The organism is Mycobacterium sp. NGS68, assembly GCF_059812195.1.
Genome location: NZ_JCALCE010000026.1, coordinates 23,147 through 44,010, shown reverse-complemented (window position 1 = coordinate 44,010; position 20,864 = coordinate 23,147). Strand labels below are relative to the sequence as shown.

Sequence of the window (20,864 nt, the reverse complement as noted above, 5' to 3'; positions counted from 1 at the left end):
CAGGACGGCTCGGATCGCCAAGGCTATCTCGGCTGGTCAGGCCATTGCCTGTGAGTTTGTTTGGAGTTTGATCGGAGTCTGATTACGGCTTCGGCGCCAGGCATACGCTGTGCCCTATCCATCGGCAGCCGACAGCGTCTACGGCCGTGCTGCGGATCGCGGGGGGAGTCATTGCCGGGGTCGCGGGAAGGCAGGAACGTCGGATGGCGCTCGAATCGGTATTGGGAACTGTCGACGTGGCGATCGTGGGGATCGGGTGTCGGCTGCCCGGCAATGTGTCTGGCCCGCAACAGCTCTGGGAGTTCTTGCTGTCTCGCGGCGACGGCATCGTCGAGGTGCCCCCCGACCGGTGGAGTCTGGATCGCTTCTACGACCCCGACCCGCAGACGCCCGGGCGGATGTACACCCGCAGCGGCGGCTTCCTGCAGACCTCGCTGTGGGACTTCGATCCGGAGTTCTTCGGCATCTCGCCGCGCGAAGGAGCATCGATGGACCCCCAGCAGCGGCTGCTGCTGGAGGTCGCGCAGGAAGCGATGGACGACGCCGGGGTGTCCGGCCGGGTCGCCGGTCGGCCGGTCGGCGTCTACGTCGGCGCCGTGAATGCGGACAACATGGTGCTGCGCCAAGGGTTTACGGGCCGGTGGGCGGCGGATTCGCACAGCGCGATGTCCAGCACCTACACCATGCTGTCCAACCGGGTGTCGTTCGTGTACGACCTGCGCGGACCGAGCATGACCATCGACACCGCGTGTTCGTCGTCGTTGGTCGCGCTGCACGAGGCGGTCCAGGCGATCGCGCGCGGCGAGATCGAGTTGGGGCTGGTGGGCGGGGTGAACGCCATGCTCCTCCCGGAGACCTTCATCGGCCTGTGCAAGGGCAGGTTCCTGGCTCCGGACGGGCGCTGCAAGACCTTCGACGCCGCCGCGGATGGCTATGCGCGCGGTGAGGGCGCCGGCCTGATCGTGCTCAAGCCGCTCGCCGACGCGCAGCGTGACCAGGACCGGATCTACGCGGTGATCCGGGCGACCGGCGTCAACCAGGACGGGCGCACACCGGGAATCACGGTGCCCAGCTCCGACGCGCAGGCCGAACTTATCCGCCGCGTGACCGCGGAATCGGGATTGCGGCCCAACGAGATTGGCTATGTCGAGGCACACGGTACCGGTACGGCGGTGGGCGACCCGCTCGAGATGGCGTCGATCGGCAAGGTGCTGGGCCACGTCGAGGGCCGCATCACCGAGCTGGTCGTCGGGTCGATCAAGAACTCCATCGGCCACCTCGAGGCGGCGGCCGGGGTCGCCGGCGTGATCAAGGCGGCGCTCACCCTGTATCACCGCGAGCTGGCGCCGCAGGCGAGGCTGGACCGGCTGAATCCGCAAATCCCTTTCGACGAGTACCGCTTGCGGGTGATCACCGAGGCCGAGCCCTTCCCCGCCGGCTATGCCACGGCCGCGGTATCGGTCAACGGGTTCGGCTATGGCGGCACGAACGCTCACGCGGTCCTGGTGCAGGCGCCGCCGCCCACCCCGCCACCCGCCCGGCCGGCACCGGCGCCCGTGCTGGCGGTGTCCGGCCGCAACGAGGCCGGCGCGCGCGCGTTGGCCCGCGAGTTGCTCACGCTCGCAAGCGATATGGAGCTCGACCCGGCCGTATTGGCGGACACCATGTGGGCGCGCCGACGGCACCTCAACTACCGGTTCGCCGTGCCGTTCGGCGACCGCTTCGAACTGAGCTCTCGGCTGTCGGCGGTGGCCGACGGGTCCGCGGTGGGTGCCGGCACGGTCGTCGACGGCACCGCGCCGGTCTTCGTGTTCAGCGGGATGGGGCCGCAGTGGTGGGGGATGGGCCGCGCGTTGCTCGACGCCGACGGTCCCTTCGCGCGGGCCGCGACGGAACTCGACGCGGCGTTCGCCGAGCTGGCGGGCTGGTCGGTGATCGAAGAGCTGCGCCGCGACGAGTCGGAGTCCCGGGTGAGCCGCACCGAGGTCGCTCAACCCGCGAACTTCCTGGTGCAGGTCGGGCTCACCGCGGAGCTGGCGCACTACGGCGTCGTGCCCGGCGCGGTCGTCGGGCACAGCGTCGGCGAGGTGACCGCGGCGTACGTCAGCGGCATGCTCGACCTGCGTGACGCGGTTCGGGTGAGCTACCACCGCTCCCGGCTGCAGGCCGCCACCGCCGGTTCGGGCGGAATGCTGGCGGTGGGTCTGAGCGAGGCCGAGGTGCAGGAATGGATCGCCGGGCGTCGGGACGTGTGCGTGGCGGCGGTCAACAGCCACTCCGGCGTGACGCTGGGCGGCACCCACGACGCGATCGCCGAGCTGACCGAGAAGCTGAACGACGAGGGCGCGTTCGTCCGGCAACTTCGGGTCGAGGTGCCCTACCACTCGCACCTGATGGACCCGATCCTGCCGGAGCTGCGTCGAGAATTGGCCGGTCTGACTCCCCGGCGCCCCAGGGTGCCGCTGTATTCGACGGTGACCGCCGCCGAGGTCACCGGACCCGACTGGGATGCGCAGTACTGGGCGGAAAACGTTCGTCGGCCGGTGCGGTTCGGCGACGCGGTCGGCGCGCTGATCGAATCCGGTGCCCGGGTGTTTCTCGAGGTGGGGCCGCATCCGGTGCTGTCCGGCAACGTCAAGGAGGGGCTACTGCGTCAGGGCGTGCCCGGCGTCGCGGTAAGCACCCTGAAACGTAACGCCGAGGACGCGGTCAGCATCCGCGGCGCTCTGGCCGACCTGTACGTCGCCGGCGCGCTGGACGCCGACCACGCCCCGGGCGCCGCCCCCGGGCCGCCACCGCAGCGCCCGTTGCCGGTGCACAACTTCCAGCGGCAACGGCTGTGGTCGATCGAACAGTCGTCGAACGATCAGCATCTGGGCGCGCGGGGCGCGCTGGCGCTGCCCGGCGACCCGGTCGACACCAGCCACTCCCAGTGGCGAACCGAGCTGTCCGCGGCGCAGCTGCCCTGGCTGTGCGACCACGTCGTGGCCGGGGTGGTGGTGCTGCCCGGCACCGCCTACGTCGATGCCGCGCTGGCCGCGGCCACCCAGGTCACCGGGAGACCCGCGGTGGCGCTGGACGACGTCCGGTTCGTCAGCCCGTTGGTGGTGGAGAGCACCCAGGTGCCCATCCTCGATCTGAACGTGGAGGCCGCCAGCGGACGGTTCACCGTCAGTGCGCAGAGCCGCCCCGGCGGCAGCTGGACGGCGCACGCGACCGGGCGCATCGTCGACGGCGAGCTCAGGCCGACGATGACCCTGCCCGAGCCGACGGCGGCCACGACCACCGCTGCCGACGAGCTGTACCCCCGGCTTGCCGAGCGTGGCCTCGGGTACGGGCCGGCGTTCCGTCGGATCCTGGACGGGCGGGCGGATCGGGATTGCGCGGTGGCCCGGGTCGACGCGACCGACACCGGCGTGGCCATGTCCAACCATCAGGCGCACCCCGCCGTGTTGGACGCCGCCCTGCAGTGCGTGGCGTTGCTGGCGAGGGGATCGACCGTCGCACCGGCGGCGGCGGTGGTGCCGGTCGGGATGCGGCATGTGCGTCAGTTCGGTCCTCTGACCGATCAGGTGCTGGTCGGCGTCCGCCTGCTGGCACAGGCGGGCGAGGCCGAGCTGGTCGCCGACGTGGTGCTCACCGACCCCGCCGGCCAGGTGCTGGTCGAACTGCACGGGGTGCAGTTTCGGCCGGTCAGCCCGGGGCGCCCGGTGCTCGACGAACTGGAACGGCTGTGGTTGGAAGGGGTGTTCGAGCCGCGGCCCGCCCGCGACCCGGCCGGCCGGGCCGACGCGCTTGCGGCCGAGCGCGTGTTCGTGGTCGCCGCGGGCGACCAGTGCGCTAGTCGGGCCGACGAGTATGCCCGCGCCCGCGGCGGACGGCTTGCGCTGACGGTGCGTGGCAGCGATCCGGAACGGATCTATGCGGACGCGCAGGCCGGACTCGCTCGGGTGCTGGCCCTCGACGCGGACGACGCTCGCGCGGTCGTGGTCACGCTGGTCGCGATGGCCGACGACGAACCGGCGCCGGCCTGCCTGCTGTCGCGGGTCGCGGAGCTGCCCGCGATGCTGGCGGGGCTGGCCCGCGCCGCGCAGGACGTGCAGGACCAGGCGCTGCTCGACGGGTCAGACCTGCCGATGCGCGGCCTGGTGATCACCCGCGGTGCGTTACCGGTGCCCGGTGACCCGGCGACGGGAGACTTGGCCGCGTCGGCCCTGGTGGGGGCGCGCCGCGTCCTGCGCGACGAGCAGGCGGGGCTGAATTGGCGGCTGATCGACGTCGACCCGTCCGCCCGGCCGGACGGCTGCGAAACCCTGGTGCTGGAGTCGCTGGTCACGGCGGGCTATGCCGGCGATGACGCCGACGAGGTCGCCCTGCGCGGCCAGCGGCGGATGGTGTTGGTCAACCAGTCCCGGTTGCCGCGCCGGCTGGCGGCGCTGGAGGAAGCGCGGCCGCGCAACGTGAACTTCGAGATCGAAGCGCCCCCGGGGCGTCTCGCCGACGTGGCGCTGCGGGAGACGCCGCGCCGTGCCCCCGGACCCGGCGAGGTCGAGCTGCGGATGGAGGCCGTCGGCCTGAACTTCAAGGATCCGATGAAGGTCCTCGGCGTGCTCGGCGCGGCCGAACTCGCCGGCACCCGGTTCGGCGCCGAACTCGGGATGGAGGGCATGGGCGTCGTCACCCGGATCGGTGCGGGGGTCAGCGGCTTCGCGGTGGGCGAGACGCGCTTCGTCAGCGTGCCGGGCATGGCCCGTCGTTACCTCACCGCCCGCGTGGACGCGGGCGCCTTCGAGCCCGCTGACGGGCTAAAGCTGCAGACCTGCGGGTCGGTCGTGGTGTTGATGACCGCGCATTACGCGCTGCAGCACGCGGCCCGGCTGCAGCCCGACGAGTGGGTGCTGGTGGCCGGCGGCGCCGGCGGAGTGGGCATGGCCGCCGTGCAGGTCGCCGCGAAGGCGGGCGCCCAGGTGATCGCGACCGCATCCACACCGCAGCGCGCCGACATGCTGCGCACCCTCGGCGCCAAACACGTGATCGACTCCCGGTCGCTATCCGCGGTGGAAGAGGTGCGGCAGCTCACCGGGGGCCGCGGCGTCGACGTCGTGCTGAATTCGGCGCCGGGGGAGGCGGTGGTGGCCGTGCTGGAGGCGGCGGCGGAGTTCGGCCGCGTCGTCGACGTCGGCAAGACCGAGATCTTCGGCGGCCGCCTGATCGACATGGGGGTGTTCAACAAGAACCTGTCGCTCATCTCCGTCGACCTCGACCGGATGATGGCACACCGCGAGGACCTTGCGCTGGCGCTCAACCGCGAAGTGCTGGCGCTGATCCGGGCCGGCGTGTACGAGCTGCTACCCACCCGGATGCTCCCGGTGTCGCAGCTCGCTGACGCCTTCGGCGAGGTGGCCCGGTCGACCCACCTGGGCCGCATCGTGCTCGACTTCAGCGAGCCGTCGCCACCGGTCAAACCGGTCCGGCCCGCCACCGAAATCCGGCCCGACGCCGCCTATCTGGTCACCGGCGGCCTCGGCGACTTCGGCCTGGCCACCGCCAACTGGCTCAACGCCAAGGGCGCGGGCACGATCGTGCTGGCCGGGCGCCGGGGCGCGACCACCGCCGAGCAACAGGCCGCGGTGGCGGCCCTGCGGGCCGGCGGCGCCGACGTGCGCGTGGAGCGGGTCGACGTGTCCGACCGGGCCAGCGTGCACGCCCTGCTCGGCCGCCTGGCCGACGGCCCGCCGCTGCGCGGGGTGTTCCACGCCGCCGGCGCCCTCGAGGATCAGCTGCTCGGCGATATCAACCAGCGCGGTCTGCGCTCGGTGCTGGCGCCCAAGGCCTGTGGCGCGCTCATCCTCCACGAGGCCCTACTCGGCGCCGAACTCGACCACTTCGTGCTGTACAGCTCGGTGGCCAGCCAGGCCGGGACCGCGTCGCAGCTCAGTTACGCGGCGGCCAACGCGGTGCTCGACGGCCTGGCGCACCACCGGGCGCGCCTGGGACTGCCGGCGCTGTCGGTGAACTGGGGTTCGCTGGCGGGCGGCATGACCGCGGCCAGCGAACAGGTCGCCGCCTACTGGGCGCGCAACGGGGTGCATCTGCTGCCGCTCGACGCCGCCTGCCGCTACCTCGACGCGGCGATCGCACTGAATCCCACGCAGGTGGGCATCACGGACGTCGATTGGCCGCTGTGGGGGTCGTTGAACCGCGCGTCGGCGTGCACTCCGCGGTTCGCCGCGTACATCGAGGCGATCAAGGGCGCCGACGGCGCCGCCGGCTCGGTTCGCGACGATTTGGCCTCGATGTCGGCGGAGCAGCGGGTCGATCGGGTCACCCAACTGCTGACCCAGCAGCTGGCAGCGGTGCTGGGCGTGCCCGGCGATTCGGTCGACCGGACCACCCCGCTACCCCAGCTCGGGCTGGACTCGCTAATGGCCGCCGAGTTGCGGGCGCGGGTCAACATCGCGCTCGACGTGGAGATCTCCGCGATGGAACTCAACCGCAGCAACGGGCTGTCCTCGCTCGCCTCGCGGCTCGCCGAGCAACTGGCCGCCCCCGCGATGGGCTGACTCGCGGTCGCTACCAGGCCTCGTCGAGCAGACTCGGCGAGGCGTCCAGGCGCCGGAATTCGTTGCGGCGGTAAAGCTCGACGCACGCGGACCGTCGCACCTTGCCGCTGGTGGTGAACGGAATAGAGCCGGGCGGTACCACCACGAGGTCGAAGACCCGCAGGCCGTGCGAGCTCGACACCGCCGACTTGATCTGCCGCTTGACCGCGCGCAGCCAGGCCGCCACGTCCTCACCGGCGTCCGATTGCCCGCCGCCGAGTTCAACGATCGCGACAAGCTGCTCGCCGCGGTCGGCCGGTACCGAGATCGCCGCGACCCGGCCGCCGGTGATCGGTCTGATCGTGGCCTCGATGTCGTCCGGGTAGTGGTTGCGCCCGTCGACGATGAGCACATCCTTGAGGCGACCCATGATGAACAACTCGCCGTCGAACATGGCGCCCAAGTCGCCGGTTCGCAGCCAGGAGCCGGTCGGGGTGCCGGGTTCGGGGTCGACGATCTGGGCCGCGAAGGTGCGCTGGGATTCCGCCGTCTTCTGCCAGTACCCCATCGCCACGTTGTCGCCGTGCAACCAGATTTCGCCGATGGTTGCGGCCGGACTCTCCCGCTGGGTTTCCGGGTCGACGATCCGCACCGCGCACATCCCCGGTTCAGCCCGCCGCGGCCCGTAGCTCACGTGCTCGATCGCGCCGGGGTCGTCGGGCGCGCACAGCGTGACGTGCCCGTCGGACAAGGGTTGGGCGGCGAAACTGACGCATCGCACCGGCCGGCCCAATTCGGGAGCGGCCACACACAGCGTCGCCTCGGCGAGGCCGTAGGACGGGAGGATCGCCGTCGGCTTGAGGTTGTAGCGGGCGAAGCGCTCGTTGAATCGCCGCAGGGTCGCCGGCTGCACTCGCTCGGACCCGTTGATGAGGGCCAGCACGCCGCCGAGGTCGACTCCGTCCATGTCGCGATCCGACGTCAGTTGAGCCGCCAGATCGTAGGCGAAATTGGGTGCACAGGAATACGAGAGATCGACCGCGCCGAGCAATTGCATCCAGCGGGCGGGCCGCCGCAGGAATGCGACGGGAGTCATGAACGACATCGGAGCTCCCACGTACAGCGGGATGAACACCGTGAAGAACAACCCCATGTCGTGATGGAACGGCAGCCAGGACACCCAGCGCAGCCCGGCCGGAACGGTGTCGCCAAAGTCCTTGAGATACACCGCCTTTGCCTGGTCAAGGTTGGCCATCACGTTGCGGTGGGAAACGATCACGCCGGCGGGTGTGCGAGTGGACCCCGACGTGTACTGCAGGTAAGCCGCGCGCGGATACGCATCATCCACGTCTTCGAAGGGACGGGGAGAATACAAGTCCAGCGCATCGATGGCGACCACGGTCGTGTCCGCGCAGGCGTATTTGGCGACTTCGTCGAGAACGGCGGTGGTCGTGAGGATGACCGACGGCGAGCAATCGCGAAGCGCGGCGGAAACGCGTTCGTCGTGGATGCGGAACTGCGGCACGGGTAGCGGGACGGCGATGAGGCGGGCCTGCAGAACTCCGAGGAAGGCCACGATGAAATCGAGCCCCTCCGGCGCGAGGATCGCGGCACGATCGCCGGCCCGGCCCAGGAGCCGGAGTTCCTCGGCGACGGCCAGCGCTCCGCGATGCGCCTCGGCCCACGTGAGGCTCTCGGCGAAACCGGCGGGGTCCGCTTCGTAGTCGATGAACGTGTAGGCGGTGGCATCTGGCTTGTCGCGCGTTCGCTGCGCAAGGAGCGCGGGAAGCGTTGACTGCGTCATAGCGATCGCCTCAAGTGGGCTGGACGGCTCGTGGGGTGTGCCGAAGTCAAGATTATCGTGACTGGTCAGGGCATTTTCTGTGAGTTGCATTGGAATCCTGGCGGCGGGGTCGGACCCAAGTATCGTGAACGGCCATGGACGCCGTCAGCCGCCGTCAGCTGCTCCGCCTGGCCGGGGGTGTCGGCCTGGTCTCCGCCGTCGACGCCTGCGCGCACACGCCACACGCGGCTCCGGCGACCACCCCGCAACCGCCGGTGCCCCCGACACCCGTCGCGACCGGCGTCACCAACGTCGCGCCGCCGCTTGCGCCGATCACCCCGCCGCTCGCTCCGAGCGCCAACACCGCCTCGCTGATCTGCCGAGATGCGTGGGGCGCGCGGCCGGCCCGCGCCGGCGGCCGCCCCCTCACGATCACCCGGATGACCCTGCACCACGAAGCCGTGGTCCTCGGCGACAACCGCAACGCCCCCGGCCGCTTCCGCTCGGACCAGCGCTATCACCAGGACACGCTGGGGTGGATCGACATCGCGTACCACATCGGCGTGGACCGCAACGGCAACATCTATGAGCTGCGCAGCACCCAGTTCGTCGGTGACACGGCGACGGACTACGACACCACGGGCCATTTTCTGGTGCTGGCCGAGGGGGACTTCGACAAGGAGGCGGTCTCGGAGGCCCAGCTGCATTCGACGGCGATGGCGTTCGCCTGGGCCGTCCAGACCTTCCACATCGCGACCGACAGTTTGCTGGGCCATCGCGACCTGGCCCAGACGTCGTGCCCGGGCGCCAATCTCTATGCGCACCTGACCTCGGGCGACCTGAAGCGTCGGATCAACGACCTAACGGCCGCCGGCCCCGTGGACCTGCAGCCGTTCTGCGGGCCGGACGCCGCAGCGAAGGTGGCGGCTATCGAAGCGGGCGGCTGACCAGACCTCCGCCGAGCAGACACAGAATCGCACGCCGGAGGCGTTCCGGGTGCGATTCTGTGTCTGCTCGCGGGAGGGGGTCGCGGGAAAGGGCCTTTCGGCCAACGCAACAGGTCAAATGCCTATACGCTATGCGCGGATCCGTCGACATTAGCCCGGCAGCTGAGCAATTATTGCAGCCGTTCGACGGGGCGCAGGGGAGCGATCGCCGGGGTTTTCAGGAAGGCAGGACCACGCCATGGTCACTGGTATGGGCTCTGAAATCGTCGATGTGGCGATCGTCGGCATCGGATGCCGGCTTCCCGGCAATGTGTATGGGCCAGAACAACTGTGGGACTTTCTGTTGTCCCGTCGCGACGGCATCATCGAGGTGCCGCCGGACCGGTGGAGCCTGGACCGCTACTACGACCCCGACCCCGACATGCCGGGCCGCATGTACACCCGCAGCGGGGGCTTCCTGCAGAGCTCGCTGTGGGACTTCGACCCGGAGTTCTTCGGCATCTCGCCGCGTGAGGCGTCGATCATGGACCCGCAGCAGCGGCTTGTGCTGGAGGTGGCCCAGGAGGCGATGGACGACGCCGGGGTGTCCGGCCGGGTCGCCGGGAAGCAGGTCGGCGTCTACGTCGGCGCCTCGGCCGCCGACAACATGATCCTGCGCACCGGGTTCATGAGCCGCTGGACGGTGGACGCGCACAGCTCGATGGCCAGCACGTTCACCATGATCTCCAACCGGGTCTCCTACGTGTTCGACCTGCGCGGGCCCAGCATGACCATCGACACGGCGTGCTCGTCGTCGCTGGTCGCGCTGCATGAGGCCTACCAGGCCATGGCGCGCGGCGAGATCGAGCTGGCGTTGGTTGGCGGGGTGAACGCGATGCTCATCCCCGAGGTGTTCATCGGGCTGTGCAAGAGCCGGTTCCTCGCGCCCGACGGGCACTGCAAGACCTTCGACGCCGCCGCCGACGGTTATGCCCGCGGTGAGGGCGCGGGCGTCATCGTGCTCAAGCCGCTCGCCGACGCGACCCGCGACCACGACCGCATCTACGCCGTCATCCGCGGCACCGGCGTCAACCAGGACGGCCGCACGCCGGGCATCACCGTCCCCAACCCCGACGCCCAGGCCGATCTGATCCGCGAGGTGACCGCCGAATGTGGTTTGCGCCCAGCGCAAATCGGCTACGTCGAGGCGCACGGCACCGGCACCGCCGTCGGCGACCCGATGGAGATGGCGGCCATCGGCGAGACGCTGGGCAACGTCGAGGGCCGCACGCAGGACCTGGTCGTCGGGTCGATCAAGAACTCGATCGGACACCTCGAAGCGGCGGCCGGGATGGCCAGCGTCATCAAGGCGGCGCTGACGCTGCATCACCGCCAACTGGCGCCGCAGGCGACGCTGAACCAGCTGAACCCGGAGATCCCGTTCGCCGAGCACCGGCTCCGCGTGGTCACCGAAACCGAACCCTTCCCCGACGGGTACGAGACGGCGGCGGCCTCGGTCAACGGCTTCGGCTACGGCGGGGCCAACGCGCACGCGATCCTGGTCGAGGCGCCGCAGCAAGGCGAAGCGGCTGAGCGGCCGGCGCCGGCCCAGGTGCTGCCGATCTCCGGACGCAACGAGGCCGGCGCCCGCGCCCTGGCCCGCGAGTTGCTCCCGCTCGCAACGGACCCGATGGTGGACCCGGCGGAACTGGCCGACGCCATGTGGTCCCGACGGGCGCAGCACAGCTACCGCTTCGCGGTGCCGTTCAGCGACCGCGCCGACCTGAGCTCGCGGCTGGGCGCGGTGGTCGACGGGGCGGTCGCCGGCGGCCGGACGGTCGGCGACGGACGCGACCCGGTCTTCGTGTTCAGCGGCATGGGCCCGCAGTGGTGGCGGATGGGCCGCGACCTGCTCGATGCCGACGGGCCGTTCGCGGCGGCCGCCGCCGAGCTCGACGCGGCGTTCCGCGAGGTGGCGGGCTGGTCGATCATCGACGAGCTGCGCAAGGACGAGGCCGAGTCCCGCGTCACCAGCACCGAAATCGCCCAGCCCGCCAACTTCCTGGTGCAGGTCGGGCTGGCCGCCGAGCTGGCGCGCTACGGCGTGCGGCCCAGGGCGATCGTCGGGCACAGCGTCGGCGAGGTGAGCGCCGCCTACGTCAGCGGCATCCTCAGCCTCGAAGACGCCGTGCGGGTCAGCTACCACCGCTCCCGACTGCAGGCCACCACCGCCGGTTCCGGCGGTCTGCTCGCGGTGGGCCTGAGCGACGACGAGGTGCAGGAGTGGATCGGCGGCCGCCAGGACGTCTGCGTCTCGGCGGTGAACAGCGCGTCGGGCGTCACGCTGGGCGGCACCCACGAGGCGATCGCCGAGCTGATCGAGACGTTGACCGACGAAGGCGTGTTCGTCCGGCAGCTGCGGGTGGAGGTGCCCTACCACTCACACCTGATGGACCCGATCCTGCCGGCGCTGCGCGAGGAGCTGGCCGGCCTGACGCCGCGGACGCCGGTGTACCCGCTGTACTCGACGGTGACCGCCGCCGAGGTCACCGGGCCGGACTGGGGTGCGCAGTACTGGCCCGAAAACGTCCGTCGGCCAGTGCGATTCGGCGACGCCATCGCGGCGCTGGTCGAGGCCGGCGACCGGGTGTTCCTGGAGATCGGCCCGCACCCGGTGCTGTCCGGCAATATCAAGGAGGTCCTGCTCCGCAAGGGTGAGCTGGGCACCTCGATCGGCACCCTGAGCCGCAACACCGAGGACCAGGTCAGCGTCCGCACGGCGCTGGCCGAGCTGTATGTCGCCGGCGCGCTGGACAGCGACCACGCGCCGGGTGCCGCGAGCGGAGTGGCGCCGCACCGCGCGCTGCCGGTGCACCACTTCCAGCGGCAGCGGATGTGGTCAATGGAACAGGCCGCCAAGGACTACCACCTGGGCACCGGCGGCGCGCTCGCGCTGCCCGGCGATCCCGTCGACGCCGGCCAGCCCGAATGGCGGACCGAACTGTCCAGTGCCCGGCTGCCCTGGCTGCGCGACCACGTCGTCGCCGGCCTGGTGGTGTTGCCCGGTACCGCGTACGTCGATGCCGCGCTGGCCGCCGCCGCGCAGATCACCCGCAAGCCGGCCCCGGCGCTCGACGACGTGCGGTTCGTCAGCCCGCTGGTGGTGGACGCCACCGAGGTCCCGACGCTGCGCCTGGACGTGGAATCCTCCAGCGGGCGGTTCCATGTCAGCTCGCGAATCAACCCCGACGCCAACTGGACTGGGCACGCGCACGGTCGCGTCGTGGACGGCGCGATCCGCCCGACGCTGAGCCTTCCGGAGCTCGTGGGCGCGACGACCGTGACCGCCGACGACCTGTACCCGCGGCTGGCCGAGCGGGGTCTGGCCTACGGGCCGGCGTTCCGCCGGATCGTAGAAGGACAGGTCGACGGCGAGCGGGCGGTGGCCCGCGTCGACGCCACCGATACCGGCGTCGCCACCTCCAACCATCAGGCGCATCCCGCGGTGCTCGACGCGGCGCTGCAGTGCGTCGCGCTGCTGGAAGGGGCGAACTCGTCTCCCGCGGGAGCGGTCGTGCCGGCCGGGATGGGGCACGTGCGCCAGTTCGCGCCGCTGACCGACCAGGTTCTCGTCGGCGTCACCCGCGTGACGCCGGAGCCGGGCGAGGCCGACCTGGTCGCCGACGTCGTGATCACCGACCCGGGCGGCGAGGTCCTGGTCGAGCTGCACCGCGTGCAGTTCCGGCCGATCAGCCCGGCGCGCCCGGTGCTCGAGGAGCTGGACCGGTTGTGGATGGAGCAGGTTTTCGAGGACCGGCCGCGCCGGCACCCGGCCGCCCGGCATGCCGCCATGGCCGGCGAGCGGGTCTTCCTGGTGGCGGCGGGCCTGCAGTCCGCAGCGTGGGCCCGCGATTACGCAGCCGAGCGTGGCACCTCGCAGCTGCTCACCGTGGAAGGCGATGACCCGGAACGGATCGGCGCCGAGGTGGAGGCCTCGCTGCGCGAGGTGCTGGCGGCCGGCGCCGCCGTCGACGACACGCGCCCGATGGTCGTCACGCTGATCGCGGTCGGGGCCGAGTCGGTGGATCCCCTTGTGCGCGTGGGCGAATTGCCCGCAATGCTGGGCGGCCTGGCCCGCGCGATGCAGAAGGTGCAGGAGGAGGCGCTGTTGGGCGGCTCGGACCTGCCGATGCACGGGCTGGTGATCACCCGGGGTGCGCTGCAGGTGCCTGGCTCGTCGGAGTCCCCGGACCTGGCCGCGGCCGGACTGGTCGGTGCGCGCCGGGTGCTGCGCAACGAGCAGCCGGACCTGAACTGGCGGCTCGTCGACGTCGCGCAGGACAGCCCGCTGAAAACCGTTGTGCTGGAATCATTGGTCACCGAGGCGTACGCGAGCGACGACGCCGACGAGGTGGCGTTGCGCGACGGCGTTCGTAAGGTGATCGTCAACGAGTCCAACCTGTCCGGCCGCCTGGAAGCCCTCGAAGAGGTTGCGCCGCTGTCTAGCCCGGAGACGAACTTCGAGATGGAGGCGCCGCCTGGGCGGCTGTCCGATCTCGTGCTGCGCGAGATCCCGCGCCGCGCCCCCGGCCCCGGCGAGGTCGAGTTCCGGATGGATGGTATCGGCCTGAACTTCAAGGACCCGATGAAGATCCTCGGCGTGCTCGGCGAGGCCGAGTTGGCCGGCACCTGGTTCGGCACCGAACTGGGGATGGAAGGCATGGGGACCGTCGCGCGGATCGGCCCCGGGGTCACCGGGTTTACCGTCGGCGAGTCGCGGTTCGTCAGCGTCCCGGGCATGGCGCGGCGCTACATCACCGTCGGGTCCGACGCGGGCGCCTTCGAACCCGGCGACGGGCTTTCGCTAGAGACCTGCGGGTCGGTCGTGGTGTTCATGACCGCGCAATACGCGCTGGTGCACGCGGCCCGGGTGCAGCCCGGCGAGTGGGTGCTGGTGGCCGGCGGCGCCGGAGGCGTGGGCATGGCCGCGGTGCAGGTCGCCGCGAAGGCCGGGGCCCAGGTGATCGCGACCGCGTCATCCGCCGAGCGCGCCGACCTGTTGCGGACGCTGGGCGCCAAGCACGTCATCGACTCGCGGTCGCTGTCGGCGGTGGAAGAGGTGCGGGGGCTCACCGGCGGGCACGGCGCGGACGTGCTGCTGAACTCCGCGCCCGGTGAGGCGGTGGTGGCGCTGCTGGAGGCGGCCGCCGAGTTCGGCCGGGTAGTCGAGGTCGGCAAGACCGAGATCTTCGGCGGCCGGCTGATCGACATGGCGGTCTTCAACAAGAACCTGTCGCTGATCTCGGTCGACATGGACCGGATGATGGCGCACCGAAAAGACCTGGCGCAGCAGGTGAGTCGCGAAGTCCTGGCGGCGCTGCGGGCCGGCGAGTACGAGCTGCTGCCCACCCGCATCATGCCGGTGTCGCAGCTCGCGGACGCGTTCGGTCAGGTGGCGCGGTCGGCGCACCTGGGCCGCATCGTGCTGGACTTCAACGAGGCCGCTCCGCCTTTGAAGCGGGCCCGGCCCGTCACCGACATCCGTTCGGACGCTTCGTATCTGGTCACTGGCGGGCTCGGGGACTTCGGGCTGGCCACCGCGAAGTGGTTGGCCGGCAAGGGCGCCGGCTGCATCGTGCTGGCCGGGCGCAGCGGTGCCGCCTCGCCGGATCAGCGGGCCGCGGTGGAGGCGCTGCGGGCTCTCGGTGCCGGCGTGCGGGTGGAGTCGTTGGACGTTTCCGACCGGGCCAGTGTCGATGCGCTGCTGGCACGGCTGTCCGACGGTCCGCCGCTGCGCGGCGTCTTCCACGCCGCCGGCGTGCTGGCCGACGAGCCGGTCAGCAAGCTCACCCGTGCCGGCCTGACAACGGTGTTGTCGCCAAAGGCCAAGGGCGCGTTCATTCTTCACGACGCGCTGAGCGGTCACGAGCTCGACCACTTCGTGCTGTACAGCTCGGTGACCAGCCAGGCCGGGACCGTCGGGCAGATCAGCTACGCGGCGGGTAACGCTGTGTTGGATGCGCTGGCCCGGTACCGGGCCGATCGTGGGCTGCCGGCGCTGTCGGTGAACTGGGGATCGCTGGAGGGCGGCATGGCCGCGACCAGCGAGCAGCTGGCCGCGTTCCTCGCGCTGCAGGGCGTGCGTCCGCTGGCGCTGGACGCCGCCTGCGCGTACCTGGACGCGGCGATCGGGCTGGCGCCCGTCGGGGTCGCGATCGCCGACGTCGACTGGGGCGCATGGGGTTCGCTGTACCCGACGTCGGCGACGACGCCGCGGTTCGCCGAGCAGGTGAAGGCGGCCAAGGTCGCCGACGAGGCCAGCGGGTCCGTCCGCGCCGAACTGGCGGCCATGTCGTCGGACGAGCGGGCCGGCGCGGTGACCGACTTGCTGTGTGAGCAGTTGGCCGCGGTCCTCGGTGTGCCCGCCGAGATGGTGGACCGGGACGCCCCGCTGACCGAGCTGGGCCTGGACTCGCTGATGGCGGCCGAGCTGCGCACGCGCGTCAATGTTGCGCTGGACATTCAGATTTCGGCGATGGAGCTGAACCGCGGCGGGGGGGTGGCGTCGCTGGGTGCACGGCTCGCCGATCAGCTGGTGGCGGCGGCGTAGGGCGTGTGGCGGTCTCGTCACATGCGCCACTTCAGCACCTGGAGCCCCGCATCTCGTCGATTCGGAAGTCGTCAGCCCTCGGCTGCGCGCTGGTCACGGCTGATGCGCGGCTGGGCCGCGGCATGGCCCGCTGCGCGATCACCGTCGTGCCTCGATAGCGCCGCGTGTGTGGCTCCAAGAATGTCGCAAGATGCGCAGCGCAACCTTGCCGCGACGACCTGAGCAGGAAGGTGATAGCGCGACGGCTCGTGGAGGCTAGCGAAAGCCCGGCGAGTCTGGGCGGAATTGGCCATACTTATGGCCGTCCGCATATCTTTCAGGGGCCTCGAGGGGAGCGCCGCGATGTCGGCTGATGTGGGCGGCGCGCCGTTCGGCCGCTACCGGTTGGTGGAGTTGTTGGGTCGCGGCGGCATGGGTGAAGTGTGGCGGGCACATGACACCGAGACCGACCGGATCGTCGCCATCAAGGTCTTGCCGGCGAATCTGTCCGACGACGCCGATTTTCAGCAGCGGTTCCGCCGGGAGGCCCACGCTGCGGCACGGCTGAACAGCCCGCACATCATTCCGATTCACAACTATGGCGAGATTGATGGGCGCCTGTATGTGGATATGCGGCTGATCGAGGGTCGCGATTTGGGTGCCGTGTTGGCCGAGGGGCCATTGGAGCCCGCGCGGGCGGTGCGCATCGTCGAGCAGGTCGCCAAGGCATTGCACACGGCTCATCAGGTAGGTCTGCTGCACCGAGACATCAAGCCGTCCAACATCCTGCTCGACGCCGATGACTATGCCTACCTGATCGATTTCGGGATCGCACGCGTCGTGGACGAGACGCGAATGACTAAGTCCGGCTTTACGATCGGCACCTTCCAATACATCGCTCCGGAGCGGCTGGACAGTGGGACAGAAGATGCCCGCGCGGATATCTACTCGTTGGCGTGTGTCCTGTACGAATGCCTGACGGGCGCCCCGCCGTTTGAAGGCGACACCATGGCCCGCCTGGTTGCGGCGCACCTGAGCAAGCCGCCGCCGCGGCCGTCGATCGCCCGATCAGATGTCCCTTCTCAGGTCGACGACGTCATCGCCACCGGAATGGCCAAGGACCCCGACCAGCGTTATGCGACGACGGTGGAGTTGGCCAGCGCCGCCCGCGAGGCAATTACGGTTCCCATTCCGACACCGCGTACCACGCGCGTCCGCGCGACGCGGCCGGCGCCGAGTCCGGTCACCGCTCAGTCGCCGACCGTCAGGGCAGCGTCGCTGGTCGATCAAACCGTGCACACGTCCTGGTGGAGTCGCAATCCTGCTGTGGTGACGGTACTTTCGGTGATTGTCCTGTTGGTAGTCGGCGCCATGCTGAGGAGTCTCAGCATCATGCCCTACTGCGTCTCGGTGCTGATGCGGGTGTGGTTCAAGGCTTTCGCGGTAGCACTTGGTCCGTCGAACTTTTTCACATGGGCGCTGTCCGTGGTGTTCCTGACATTCACGCTACGGGCCCTTCTCCTGTTGCCGTTCGTGCCCTACATCCGCAAGGCACGCCGGTTGCAACGAGGCTTCAGCGAAGTCTTGCGATGGCCGTTGCTAGGGCAGATACCGATATTCATGGGGCTCGATGGCGTAGTGCGAGCGTTCAATCGCACCCAGATTAGGCTCGGCCAGTCCACCATGTCGGTGGAGCAGAATCGCGCGACGGGAAGCTACTCTTTCAGCGCGGATGACGTCGGACATTTCCTGGATGCGAACCTATTTGGCGCGCCGATCGGCGCGACCATGACGCAACGAAGCGGGTTGGCGGCGTTCGCCCACTACGACCGCCCGGCGATGATTGCGATCGCCGTCCTGCTGATGATCCTGGGCAGTGTCGCTACCTACTTGAATAGCCGGACCTCGGTGGCGTGGCAAAGCCGTGAAGCGGCCACGAATCGGCAGATGGCGGTGCTGAACAAGCTTGTCTTGTTCATCCTCCCGCTCGGCCCGCTCATCGCTGGCCCATTCCTGCCCGTGGCGATGCTGCTGTACTTCGTCGCCAACAACTTCTGGACCTTCGGGCAGAACCGTCTACTATTCGGCGGACGCCCCGCAGCCAGGCACGTCGGCTGAGGACCGCGCGATGACGTGGTGGGTATGGCTGATCATCGTCTTCGTGGTCGTCGAGGCGGGATTCATCGTGTTCGGAATTCCGGCCATCAGGCGCCGTAACGCGCGCCGCGCGCTCGAGGCGCCGCCGCCGGTCGTCGCGCCGGGAACCCTCCGCGGTCCCGAGAAGGCGAGCTACCAGGGCGGGACCGGGTCGCTGCCGAAGGTCGCCGGCGACGGCACGGTCACCCTCACGCGTACCGCACTGCACTTCGACAAACGCGTCGGCAAGCCCGTCGACATACCAATCGCCACCGTGCGCAACGTCCGGACGGCCAAGTCGTGGAACGGCAATCGGCGCGGTGGAAAGGTGTTCGTGATCGTCGAGACGACCGCGGGCGAGGCGGGGTTCTACGTCGGGGACGTCAGCGGCTGGGCGTCAGTGATCGCGGAGGCGGCTTCGGCGTCGCACTGAGCCGCTCTACCAGGTGTCGTCCAGCATGTTCGCCGACACGTCCAGCCGCTTGAATTCGTTGTTGCGGTAACGCTCGACGCATGATGAACGCCGCACGCCGCCACCACTGGACACCGGAATCGCCCCGGGCGGCACGGGAACCAGGTCGTTGACGCGCAGGCCATGCGACGCCGACAGTGCCGCGATGATCTCCCGCTTGATCGCGCGCAGCTGCGGCGTTGGCCCGTCGGCAGATCCCGCTTGCGCGGCGGTCAGTTCGACGATCGCGACCAGTTCCTCGCCGCCGTCGCGGGGCACCGAGAGCACCGCGGCCACCCCGCCGGTGACCTTGCTGATGGTGGCCTCTAGCTCGTCGGTGTCGTCGGCGCCGTCGTCGGAAGAATCGTCGTCGTCGGCGAACTCGTCGTCGGCGTCGACCCTGACAAACGAACCGGCAAGGTACATCTCGCCACACGTGCTGCGGCGCACCTTGCCGCTGGTGGTCAGCGGCAGCGAGCCCGGCGGCACCGGCAGGAACGATTCCACCCGCACCTTGTGGCCCGTCGATACGGCCGAGATGACTGCGCGCTCAAGCGCTTCGACCTCTTCTGAGACTTCGTCGGCGGTGAACCCTTCCGGCAGCACCTCGGCGATGACGGCCAGCCGCTCACCCTGATCCCCGGGCACGGAGATCGCGGCGACGCGCCCGCCGGTGATGTCGCCGACCGTCGCCTCGATGTCGTCGGGATAGTGGTTGCGGCCGTAGATGATCAGCAGGTCCTTGAGCCGGCCCATGATGAACAGCTCGCCGTCGCTGAGCACCCCCAGGTCGCCGGTGCGCAGCCACGGACCCTCGGGCGTACCCGGCGACGGGTCAGCCAACCGCGCCTTGAAGGTGCGCTCGGTCTCGTCGGGCCGCTGCCAGTAGCCCAGCGCGTTGTTGTCGCCGTGCGACCAGATCTCGCCGACGGTGCCCGCCGGAAGCTCGGTGCAGATCTGCGGGTCGACGATGCGCACCAGCGGCGACTCGGGCACCTCGTAACCGACCAGACCCTGGTCGGTCCCGCCCTCGCACCGCTCGGCGACGCCCGCCGACAGCTTCTCGGTGTCGAAATGCGCGATGTTGGGGTAGGTTTCGGCCGGACTGGCCGCCACGTATACCGTCGCCTCGGCCAGTCCGTACGACGGGCACAGCGTCTCCCGCCGTAAGCCGTAGGGCGCCAGGCGATCCGCGAACCGCTGCAGCGTCACGGCGTGCACCCGTTCGGCGCCGCTGATCACGTGTCCCACGTCGCTGAGGTCGAGCCCGGCGAGGTCCTTGTCGGTGACGCGGCGCAGCACCAGGTCCAGCGCGAAGTTCGGGGCGGGCGTGAAAACCTTTGGATAGGAGGCCATCAGCTGTAGCCAGCGGGCCGGCCGCATCAAGAACGACATCGGGCTGAACACCACGGAATGCAGGCCCGCCAGCATCGGCGAGCTGACCCCGATCCACAGTCCCAGGTCGTGGTAAAACGGCAGCCACGACACCATCGTCGTGTCCGTGGGCGCGGCATCACCATCGGCGCCCCAGTAGCACCGCATCACCTGCTCGAAGTTGGCGGCCAGGTTGCGGTGCGACACCATCACCCCGGCCGGCGTGCGCGTCGACCCCGACGTGTACTGCAGGTACGCAACGTCATCGCTCAGGTCGTGTCGCTCGAACTTCGTCGGGGCCAGCCGGTCGAGCAGGTCGACCTCGATGACCGCCGGCGCCGGCCGCAGGCCCCGCAGGTAGGGCTGCATCCCGGCGGAGACCGCCGAGGTGGTCAGCACGGCCGTCGGCGTCGAATCCGCCAGCACCGAGCTGGTTCGCTCGTCGTGCTCGCCGAGCGCGGGCACCGACAGCGGCACGGCGACCATCCCGGCCTGCAGCGCGCCGACGAACGCCACGATGTAGTCGAGGCTCTGTGGTGCGACGATCAGGGCGCGGTCGCCCTTCGATCCGGTGCGGCTGAGGGCCTGCGCCACACCGCAGGAGCGGCGGTAGAGCTGCGACCAGCTCAGCGTCTCCTTGGCGCCGGCGGGGTCGGCGGCATAGTCGACGAAGGTGAACGCGGATCCGTTGGGCACCAGGCTGGCGCGCTCGCGTACCACCGAGGGGATGGCGAACTCCCCGCCCGGGGCATCACGGAACTGGGTCAAGACCGCCCGTCCGGCCCGGGATCTGCAGCTCGCCGGCCAGGTAGTCGGCCAGGGCGTCGATGGTCTCGTGGTCGAACAGCACGGCCGGGGACAGCCGCTTGCCGACGACCTTCTGTAGCGCACCGGAAATCTGCACGGCGTTGCGGGAGTCGAGGCCCAGCGCGTCGAACGGCTTGGCGGTGTCGATGTCCTCTGGGGCGCAACGCAACCGGCGGGCCAGGTCCTCCACCATCCACGACCGCAGCGAGTCGTAGGTCAGCGGTCCGTTGATCTGCGGAGCGTGTTTTCCGAACAT

7 protein-coding genes and 1 pseudogene are annotated in these 20,864 nt (G+C 70.1%); 5 read left to right on the top strand and 3 right to left on the bottom strand.

Annotation, left to right across the window (positions count from 1 at the left end; translation table 11 throughout):
* The first annotated feature begins 203 nt into the window (after window positions 1-203).
* Complete coding sequence (locus AC5Y5V_RS23445) at window positions 204-6,563, top strand: type I polyketide synthase (RefSeq protein ID WP_499940314.1); 6,360 nt, start codon at window positions 204-206, stop codon at window positions 6,561-6,563.
* Window positions 6,564-6,573: 10 nt separating this feature from the next.
* On the opposite strand, the gene AC5Y5V_RS23440 is transcribed toward AC5Y5V_RS23445, so the two are convergent.
* Window positions 6,574-8,346 carry an AMP-binding protein gene (locus AC5Y5V_RS23440; protein ID WP_499940313.1) on the bottom strand — a complete coding sequence of 591 codons (1,773 nt, stop codon included), beginning with the start codon at window positions 8,344-8,346 and terminating at the stop codon, window positions 6,574-6,576.
* A 134-nt stretch (window positions 8,347-8,480) separates the two neighbouring features.
* Here AC5Y5V_RS23440 and AC5Y5V_RS23435 point away from each other — a divergent pair, with 134 nt between their 5' ends.
* From AC5Y5V_RS23435 to AC5Y5V_RS23420, 4 genes are all read left to right on the top strand, one after another.
* On the top strand, window positions 8,481-9,272 hold the full coding sequence (locus tag AC5Y5V_RS23435; RefSeq protein ID WP_499940312.1) for an N-acetylmuramoyl-L-alanine amidase: 792 nt from the start codon (window positions 8,481-8,483) through the stop codon (window positions 9,270-9,272).
* Between the two features lie 250 nt (window positions 9,273-9,522).
* Entirely contained in the window at window positions 9,523-15,861 is a 6,339-nt protein-coding gene (locus AC5Y5V_RS23430) for an SDR family NAD(P)-dependent oxidoreductase (RefSeq protein WP_499940311.1), read from the top strand.
* 342 nt (window positions 15,862-16,203) lie between these two features.
* Window positions 16,204-17,958, top strand: coding sequence for a protein kinase domain-containing protein (locus AC5Y5V_RS23425; RefSeq protein WP_499940310.1), 1,755 nt, complete (start codon window positions 16,204-16,206; stop codon window positions 17,956-17,958).
* A gap of 10 nt (window positions 17,959-17,968) precedes the next feature.
* Window positions 17,969-18,409 (top strand): hypothetical protein, encoded by a 441-nt coding sequence (locus tag AC5Y5V_RS23420; RefSeq protein ID WP_499940309.1) that lies wholly within the window; start codon window positions 17,969-17,971, stop codon window positions 18,407-18,409.
* A 408-nt stretch (window positions 18,410-18,817) separates the two neighbouring features.
* Here AC5Y5V_RS23420 and AC5Y5V_RS23415 read toward each other — a convergent pair.
* Window positions 18,818-20,569, bottom strand: a pseudogene (locus tag AC5Y5V_RS23415) (fatty-acid--AMP ligase); the annotation flags it as partial.
* Entirely contained in the window at window positions 20,553-20,864 is a 312-nt protein-coding gene (locus AC5Y5V_RS23410; RefSeq protein ID WP_499940308.1) for an acyl carrier protein, read from the bottom strand. The pseudogene AC5Y5V_RS23415 and the gene AC5Y5V_RS23410, both read right to left, overlap by 17 nt.